Source organism: Curtobacterium sp. MCLR17_045 (assembly GCF_003234405.1).
Taxonomy (GTDB): Bacteria; Actinomycetota; Actinomycetes; order Actinomycetales; family Microbacteriaceae; genus Curtobacterium; species Curtobacterium flaccumfaciens.
In genome coordinates, this window is record NZ_QKTB01000051.1 from 1 (window position 1) to 7,362 (window position 7,362).

Below are 7,362 nucleotides of genomic sequence, written 5' to 3' on the forward strand. Positions count from 1 at the left end.
ACAGCAGCCCACCCCGCACGACACAGAACGGCGCCCGCCCTCCGGAAGGAGAGCGGGCGCCGTTCGTCGTCAGGGGATCGTCAGTGCGAGCCGGGCACGTACGCGGCCTGACCGGCCTGCACGATGCGCTCGGCCTCGGCGGCGTCGCCCCAGCCCTCGGCCTTGACCCACTTGTTCGGCTCGAGGTCCTTGTAGCGCTCGAAGAAGTGCGCGATCTCGGCCTTCGTCTGCTCCGGCACGTCCGAGATGTCCTGGATGTGCGCCCAGCGCGGGTCCTTGGCGGGGACGACGAGGACCTTCTCGTCGTTGCCGGCCTCGTCGCTCATCTTGAAGACGCCGACGGGGCGGACCTTGACGCCGACGCCGGGGAACGTCGGGAACTCGAGCAGCAGCAGCGCGTCCACGGGGTCACCGTCGTCGGCCAGGGTCTTCTCGAAGAACCCGTAGTCGGTGGGGTAGACGAACGAGGTGAACAGCACGCGGTCGAGGTAGACGCGACCGGTCTCGTGGTCCACCTCGTACTTGTTGCGGCTGCCCTTGGGGATCTCGACGACGACGTCGTACGCGGCCATGTTGCGCTCCTGTGTCTGCTTCGGGGACTGTCGTGTGTTGCGAAAGCGCGGCTAACGTTACCGGGTGAACTCTCCGCGTCCCCGGCTCGACCCCGCCGTCGCCGAGACCCGCCTGGCGGTCCGCGACCTGCTCGCCGCAGCCGTCGACGACGGCGTGGTCGCCGCAGGCGACCTGGTCCTCGTCGCACTGAGCGGCGGACCGGACTCCCTCGCCCTGGCGGCGGCCACCGCGTTCGAAGCGGGCAAGCAGGGTCTGCGGGCCGGGGCAGTGGTCGTCGACCACGCGCTCCAGGCGGGCTCCGAGGCGGTGGCGAGCCGCGCCTCCCGGCAGGCATCCGAGCTGGGACTCGACCCGGTGACGGTCCGCAGGGTCACGGTCGGCTCCGACGGTGGCCCGGAAGGCGCCGCCCGGGAGGCCCGCCACGCGTCGATCGCCGAGGTCGCGGCCGCCACCGGGTCACCCCTGGTGCTGCTGGGCCACACCCTGGACGACCAGGCCGAGACCGTGCTGCTCGGCCTGCTGCGCGGCAGCGGGCCGGACAGCCTGTCCGGCATGCAGCCGCTCGCCCGCCGTGACGGCGGTCCGGCCTACGGCCGGCCGCTCCTGTCTGTCCGGCGCCACGCGACCCGGCAGGCGTGCGCCGCAGCGGGGCTGGCGCCGTGGCGCGACCCGCAGAACGACGACCCCGCGTACGCACGGGTGCGGGTGCGGAACACCCTGCTGCCGGTGCTCGAACGGGAGCTCGGTGCCGGGGTGCCCGAGGCCCTGGCCCGCACGGCCGACCAGCTGCGCGAGGACTCCGCGGCGCTGGACCACTTCGCCGAGGAGATCGCGGAGGACATCGCCGAGCACTCCGAGGCGGGCATCTCGCTGTCGGTGCGGGCGCTCGGAGCGAACCCGCCGGCGCTCCGGCAGCGACTCGTGCGCCTGGCGGTGGAGAGCGAGTTCGGGGTGACGCTGTCGCGCGTGCAGACGCTCGAGGTCTGCCGGCTCGTCACGGACTGGAGCGGACAAGGCCCGATCGACCTGCCGGGCGTCCGTGCCACGCGGACCGGCGACCGCATCGAGTTCAGCGCCGGTTAGGCTGGCGTGGTGGAACTCTCCGACGTCCAGGCAGACCTGTCCGAAGTGCTCTTCACCCCCGAGCAGATCGACGAGAAGCTCGCCGAGCTCGCGGCGGTCGTCGACGCCGACTACGCGGGCCGCGACCCGCTGCTCGTCGGGGTGCTCAAGGGTGCCGTCATGGTGATGGCGGACTTCTCGCGCCACCTCAAGATGCAGGCGCGGATGGACTGGATGGCGGTGTCGTCGTACGGCTCCGGCACGAAGTCGTCCGGCGTGGTGCGGATCCTCAAGGACCTCGACACCGACCTGCACGGGCGCGACGTCCTGATCGTCGAGGACATCATCGACTCCGGTCTGACCCTGTCGTGGCTCAAGCAGAACCTGCAGTCCCGTGGTGCCGCCAGCGTCGAGATCGTCGCCCTGCTGCGCAAGCCCGAGGCGGCCAAGGTCGAGGTCGACGTGAAGTACGTGGGCTTCGACATCCCCGACGCGTTCGTGGTCGGCTACGGCCTGGACTACGACGAGCGCTACCGCAACCTGCGCGGCGTCGGCGTCCTCGCTCCGCACGTCTACTCCTGACGGGCGGCCCGCCGCGCTCGGGTCGCACTCGGCCGACTCTGGCCCGGGGGTGAGTTCGCCCGCAGAGGACACCCATTCTCGCCACAGAATCGCGGCCGTATGCTGACCTGCACGCAACTTCGGCAGAGAAAGGTGTCGGGCACTCGCGCCCGGATCACATGAACTTCAAGCGCATCTTCCGCGGCCCGTACCTCTACGTGCTGATCGCGCTGGCGGGCATCTTCATCGGCTGGAGCGTCATCAGCCAGGGCAGCACGCAAGAGATCGACACCCAGAAGGGTCTCGAGCAGCTCTCCGATGACAAGGTCTCGTCCGCGACCATCAACTCCACCGAGCAGCGGGTCGACCTCGTCCTGAAGGACGGCGACAAGCAGGAGCAGTTCTACTACTCCACGCCACGCGGCGAAGAGGTCGTCCAGGCCGTCAACGACGCCAACCTGCCGGACGGCTACAACGACCGCGTCGCCCAGGGCAACTGGTTCCTGTCGCTGCTCGGCATCCTGCTGCCGTTCCTGATCATCGGTGCCCTGTTCTGGTTCCTGCTCTCGAGCGCCCAGGGCGGCGGCTCGAAGGTCATGCAGTTCGGCAAGTCGAAGGCCAAGATCAACAACAAGGAGAACCCGCAGGTGTCGTTCGCCGACGTCGCGGGTGCCGACGAGGCGATCGAGGAACTGCACGAGATCAAGGAGTTCCTCAAGGAGCCCGCGAAGTTCCAGGCCGTCGGGGCGAAGATCCCGAAGGGCGTGCTGCTCTACGGCCCTCCCGGAACCGGCAAGACCCTGCTCGCCCGCGCCGTCGCGGGAGAAGCCGGCGTGCCGTTCTACTCGATCTCCGGTTCGGACTTCGTCGAGATGTTCGTCGGTGTCGGTGCGAGCCGTGTCCGTGACCTCTTCGAGCAGGCCAAGGCCAACTCGCCGGCCATCGTCTTCATCGACGAGATCGACGCCGTCGGTCGTCACCGTGGTGCCGGCATCGGCGGTGGCAACGACGAGCGCGAGCAGACGCTGAACCAGCTCCTCGTCGAGATGGACGGCTTCGACGGCAAGACCAACGTCATCCTCATCGCCGCGACGAACCGTCCCGACGTGCTCGACCCCGCGCTCCTGCGCCCCGGCCGTTTCGACCGCCAGATCGGCGTCGACGCCCCGGGCCTCGCCGGCCGCAAGCAGATCCTCGAGGTGCACGCGAAGGGCAAGCCGCTCGCCGCGAGCGTCGACCTCGAGCTGCTCGCCCGCAAGACGCCGGGCTTCACCGGTGCCGACCTGGCGAACGTCCTGAACGAGGCGGCCCTGCTGACCGCCCGCTCGAACGCACAGCTCATCGACAACCGTGCCCTCGACGAGGCCGTCGACCGCGTGATGGCCGGCCCGCAGCGCCGCACCCGGATCATGTCCGACCAGGAACGCCTGATCACCGCGTACCACGAGGGCGGCCACGCCCTGGCGGCAGCGGCGATGCGGCACACCGACCCGGTCACGAAGATCACGATCCTGCCCCGCGGCCGTGCCCTCGGCTACACGATGGTGCTCCCGCTCGAGGACAAGTACTCGGTCACCCGCAACGAGCTCCTCGACCAGCTCACCTACGCCATGGGTGGTCGCGTCGCCGAGGAGATCGTCTTCCACGACCCGACCACGGGCGCCTCGAACGACATCGAGAAGGCCACCGGCACCGCCCGCAAGATGGTGACCGAGTACGGCATGAGCCAGGCCGTCGGGTCCGTGAAGCTCGGGTCCGGTTCGAGCGAGCCCTTCGTCGGCCGTGACATGAGCGGTGGCACCGGTCGCGACTACTCGGAGACCATCGCCCAGACGGTCGACGCCGAGACCCGCGCCCTGCTCGAGGCCGCGCACGACGAGGCCTACCAGGTGCTCAACGACAACCGCGACATCCTCGACCGCCTGGCCGGCGAGCTCCTCGAGAAGGAGACGCTCGACGCCCCGGAGCTCGTGGAGATCTTCAAGGACGTCCGCAAGCTGCCGGAGCGCCCGCAGTGGCTCTCCAGCGACAAGCGCCCGGTCAGCAACCTGCCCGCGATCGACGTGCCCGGCAAGGCCGCCTCGACCGCAGCGGACCCGTCGGACTCCGAGTCGACCTCGAAGACCCGTCGTCGCCCGTTCGGCAACCCGGGTATCGCCCCCGCGTAGGCCGGCATGACCGAGCTGCCGACGCGACGAGAGCGTCGACTCGCCGAGGTGAGTCGTGCCCGCGCCGCCGCCGCCGAACCGGCGACGGTCGCGATCGACCTCCGTGCACCCCAGCCGGTGCCCGAGGTCGTGACCGGCCGTCGCCGTGACCGCGGTGGTCCGGCCGAGGAGCGCACCCGGGTGCTCGGCATCCTCAACGTCACCCCCGACTCGTTCAGCGACGGCGGGCTGCACCAGGCCTACGACGCCGCCGTGCAGCACGCACGGGACCTCGTCGCCGCCGGTGCGGACGTCATCGACGTCGGTGGGGAGTCCACCCGCCCCGGTTCGGAGCGCGTGCCCGTGCCGGTCGAGCAGGAACGGGTGCTGCCGGTCGTGCAGCAGCTCGTCGCCGAGGGCATCCCGGTCAGCGTCGACACGATGAACGCCGCGACGGCCGAGCGTGCCGTCGACCTCGGTGCCGCCATCGTCAACGACGTCTCCGGTGGGCTCGCCGACCCGGACATGGCCCGGGTCGTGGCGTCGACGGGCGTCGGCTTCGTCGTCATGCACTGGCGCGGCCACAGCGACCGGATGTACCGCAACGCCGAGTACACCCACGCGGTCGAAGAGGTCCGGCGCGAGGTCGAGCTCCGGGTCGCCGAACTCATCGTGCTCGGCGTCCGGCAGGAGCAGGTCGTCATCGACCCGGGCCTCGGCTTCGCCAAGCACGGCGTGCAGAACTGGGAGATCCTGGCCGGCTACGAGCGCTTCGCCTCGATCGGCCTGCCGGTGCTCGTCGCCGCCTCACGCAAGCGGTTCCTCGACGGTGTCGGGAGCCCCGAGGGTGCCCCGCCCAGGGAGCGCGACCTCGCCACCGCCGCCATCAGCCTGCTCGCCGCCGAACGCGGCGCGTGGGGTGTGCGCGTGCACGACCCCGCACCGACCCGTGCCGTGCTCGACGTCTGGGACGCCTGGAGGGCAGCTCGATCGTGAACGACACCATCCGACTCACCGGGGTCCGCGCCCGCGGACACCACGGCGTCTTCGACCACGAGCGCGAGGACGGCCAGGACTTCGTCGTCGACGTCGCCGTGGAGCTCGACGCCCGCGCCGCCTCGGGCAGCGACGACCTCGACGCCACCGTGCACTACGGCGTCCTCGCCGAGCAGGTCGTCGCCGAGATCGAACGCGACCCGGTCGACCTGATCGAGACGCTGGCCGAGCGCATCGCCGCGGCCGTGCTCACCCACCGTGCCGCATTGGCGACCGAGGTCACGGTGCACAAGCCGCAGGCCCCGATCACCGTGCCGTTCACCGACGTCTCGATCACCATCCGGCGTGCCCGCGGCGCCACGGTGCCGGACGAGGAAGAAGAATGACCCACCGGGTCGTCGTCGCCCTCGGAGCGAACCTCGGCGACCGGGGGAGCACGCTCCGTGCCGCCGCCACCGCGATCGCCGCCCTGCCCGGAGTCGTGCCGGTGGCCTCGAGCCGCGAGGTCGAGTCGGTCGCCGTGACCCTGGACGGCCTCGACACGTCGAAGCCCCGCTACCGGAACGCCGTCGTGGTCGTCGACACCGACCTCGAGCCGCAGGCCCTCCTCGACGCCCTGCACGGCATCGAGGACGCCCACGGCCGCACGCGCGAGGTCCGGTGGGGCGACCGCACCCTCGACCTCGACGTCGTCGCGGTGGACGACCTGCGGATCGCCACGGACACCCTGGTCGTGCCGCACCCCCGGGCCGCTGAGCGCGCGTTCGTGCTGGCCCCGTGGCTCGACGCCGACCCCGAGGCCGTCCTGCCCGGTGCCGGACCGGTGGCCGACCTGCTCGCCGCGGTGGGGGACGACACCGAGCGCGTCGACGAGCCGCGCCTGTTCGCGGAGCCGGCACGGGCCTCCCGGCCGGCGGGGAGCGCGACCAGCGCATGAAGCCCACCCGTGCCTCCACGCTGATCAGCATCGCCGTCGTGACGGTGGTCGCCGGCTTCGCACTCGACGCCGTCCTGGCGTCGCGCCAGCTGCCGACGTTCCTGTTCTCGATCCCGCTCGGCGTCACGCTCGCCTTCATCGGCGTCGCCGTCGTGCTCATGGCACGCCCGGTGCGCCGGCACGCGCGCGACGGCGCCGGACGCCAGCGGCCGGTCGACCCGCTCTACGCGACGCGGGTCGTCGTGCTCGCGAAGGCGTCCAGCATCTGCGGCACGCTGCTCGGCGGGTTCGCCCTCGGCCTCGTGCTGTACCTGCTGACCCGTTCCGCGACGCCTTCGCTAGGCTCGACCCTGCCGAACGTGATCGCCGTCGGGGGCGGGATCGTCCTGACGGTCTGCGCACTCGTGGCGGAGCGCATGTGCATCGCACCTCCGGGTGACGACGACGACCGTGACGATCCCCGCAACGGTTCGACGACGGTGAACTGACCGAGCAACCCCAGGAGGCCCGCGATGCCGCGTGAACGACTCGACGAGCCCGGCCTCGGCCTCGGTGGGATCGCCTGGCAGCGGGTGTCCGCGAAGCTCGTGTGGACCGAACTCATCACCACGCTCGTGATCGGTGTCGTGCTCACCGCGGGCTGCGTGCTCATCGGGATCGTCACCGACGGCTTCGGTTCCGGGGCCGGCACGGTCTGGCTCTCCATCGGCATCGTGGTCGCCGTCACCACGGCGATCACCGCCGCGCTCACACCCCGACGGGTCCGGGCCATCGGCTACGCGCTCCGCGACGACGACCTGGTCGTGCGCCGTGGCCTGATGTGGCAGCGGTTCACGGCCGTGCCGTACGGCCGAATGCAGCTCGTCGACGTCGCCCGCGGGCCGCTCGACCGGGCGCTCGGCATGAGCGAGCTGAAGTTCGTCACCGCCGCGGCCGCGACGAACGTCCGGATCCCGGGTGTCCCGGCAGCGGACGCCGACGAGCTGCGCGACCGCCTCGTCGAGCTCGCCGAGTCCCGTCGCGCCGGTCTGTAGGGGTCGTCCGTGACCTTCCGACCGGGCACCCCGCCACCCGCTCCGCCCGCCC

Annotated in this window: 9 protein-coding genes; 8 read left to right on the plus strand and 1 reads right to left on the minus strand. The window is 71.3% G+C overall.

Features of this window, described 5'->3' with window-relative positions:
* Window positions 1-80: 80 nt before the first annotated feature.
* Window positions 81-572: an inorganic diphosphatase gene (locus DEJ05_RS17605; RefSeq protein ID WP_027467055.1), complete on the minus strand. Its 492-nt coding sequence runs from the start codon at window positions 570-572 to the stop codon at window positions 81-83.
* Window positions 573-636: 64 nt separating this feature from the next.
* Between DEJ05_RS17605 and tilS the strand changes: the two genes are divergently transcribed.
* The 8 genes from tilS (at window position 637) to DEJ05_RS17645 (ending at window position 7,310) form a co-directional block, all read left to right on the plus strand.
* Complete coding sequence (gene tilS, locus DEJ05_RS17610; RefSeq protein ID WP_111047997.1) at window positions 637-1,656, plus strand: tRNA lysidine(34) synthetase TilS; 1,020 nt, start codon at window positions 637-639, stop codon at window positions 1,654-1,656.
* 9 nt (window positions 1,657-1,665) lie between these two features.
* Window positions 1,666-2,217, plus strand: coding sequence for a hypoxanthine phosphoribosyltransferase (gene hpt, locus DEJ05_RS17615; protein WP_017887686.1), 552 nt, complete (start codon window positions 1,666-1,668; stop codon window positions 2,215-2,217).
* Between the two features lie 158 nt (window positions 2,218-2,375).
* Complete coding sequence (gene ftsH / locus DEJ05_RS17620) at window positions 2,376-4,364, plus strand: ATP-dependent zinc metalloprotease FtsH (protein WP_027467057.1); 1,989 nt, start codon at window positions 2,376-2,378, stop codon at window positions 4,362-4,364.
* Between the two features lie 6 nt (window positions 4,365-4,370).
* Window positions 4,371-5,339 carry a dihydropteroate synthase gene (folP, locus tag DEJ05_RS17625; protein ID WP_173032459.1) on the plus strand — a complete coding sequence of 323 codons (969 nt, stop codon included), beginning with the start codon at window positions 4,371-4,373 and terminating at the stop codon, window positions 5,337-5,339.
* Window positions 5,336-5,725 (plus strand): dihydroneopterin aldolase, encoded by a 390-nt coding sequence (gene folB / locus DEJ05_RS17630; RefSeq protein WP_071404507.1) that lies wholly within the window; start codon window positions 5,336-5,338, stop codon window positions 5,723-5,725. Before folP ends, folB begins: the two co-directional genes overlap by 4 nt.
* Window positions 5,722-6,276, plus strand: coding sequence for a 2-amino-4-hydroxy-6-hydroxymethyldihydropteridine diphosphokinase (folK, locus tag DEJ05_RS17635; protein ID WP_111111299.1), 555 nt, complete (start codon window positions 5,722-5,724; stop codon window positions 6,274-6,276). The genes folB and folK overlap by 4 nt, the downstream gene beginning before the upstream one ends.
* The gene (locus tag DEJ05_RS17640) at window positions 6,273-6,764 is read left to right on the plus strand and encodes a DUF3180 domain-containing protein (RefSeq protein WP_071404509.1); all 492 of its coding nucleotides are present in this window, start codon (window positions 6,273-6,275) and stop codon (window positions 6,762-6,764) included. Before folK ends, DEJ05_RS17640 begins: the two co-directional genes overlap by 4 nt.
* Before the next feature lie 24 nt (window positions 6,765-6,788).
* Window positions 6,789-7,310, plus strand: coding sequence for a PH domain-containing protein (locus DEJ05_RS17645; RefSeq protein ID WP_110863569.1), 522 nt, complete (start codon window positions 6,789-6,791; stop codon window positions 7,308-7,310).
* Window positions 7,311-7,362: the final 52 nt, after the last annotated feature.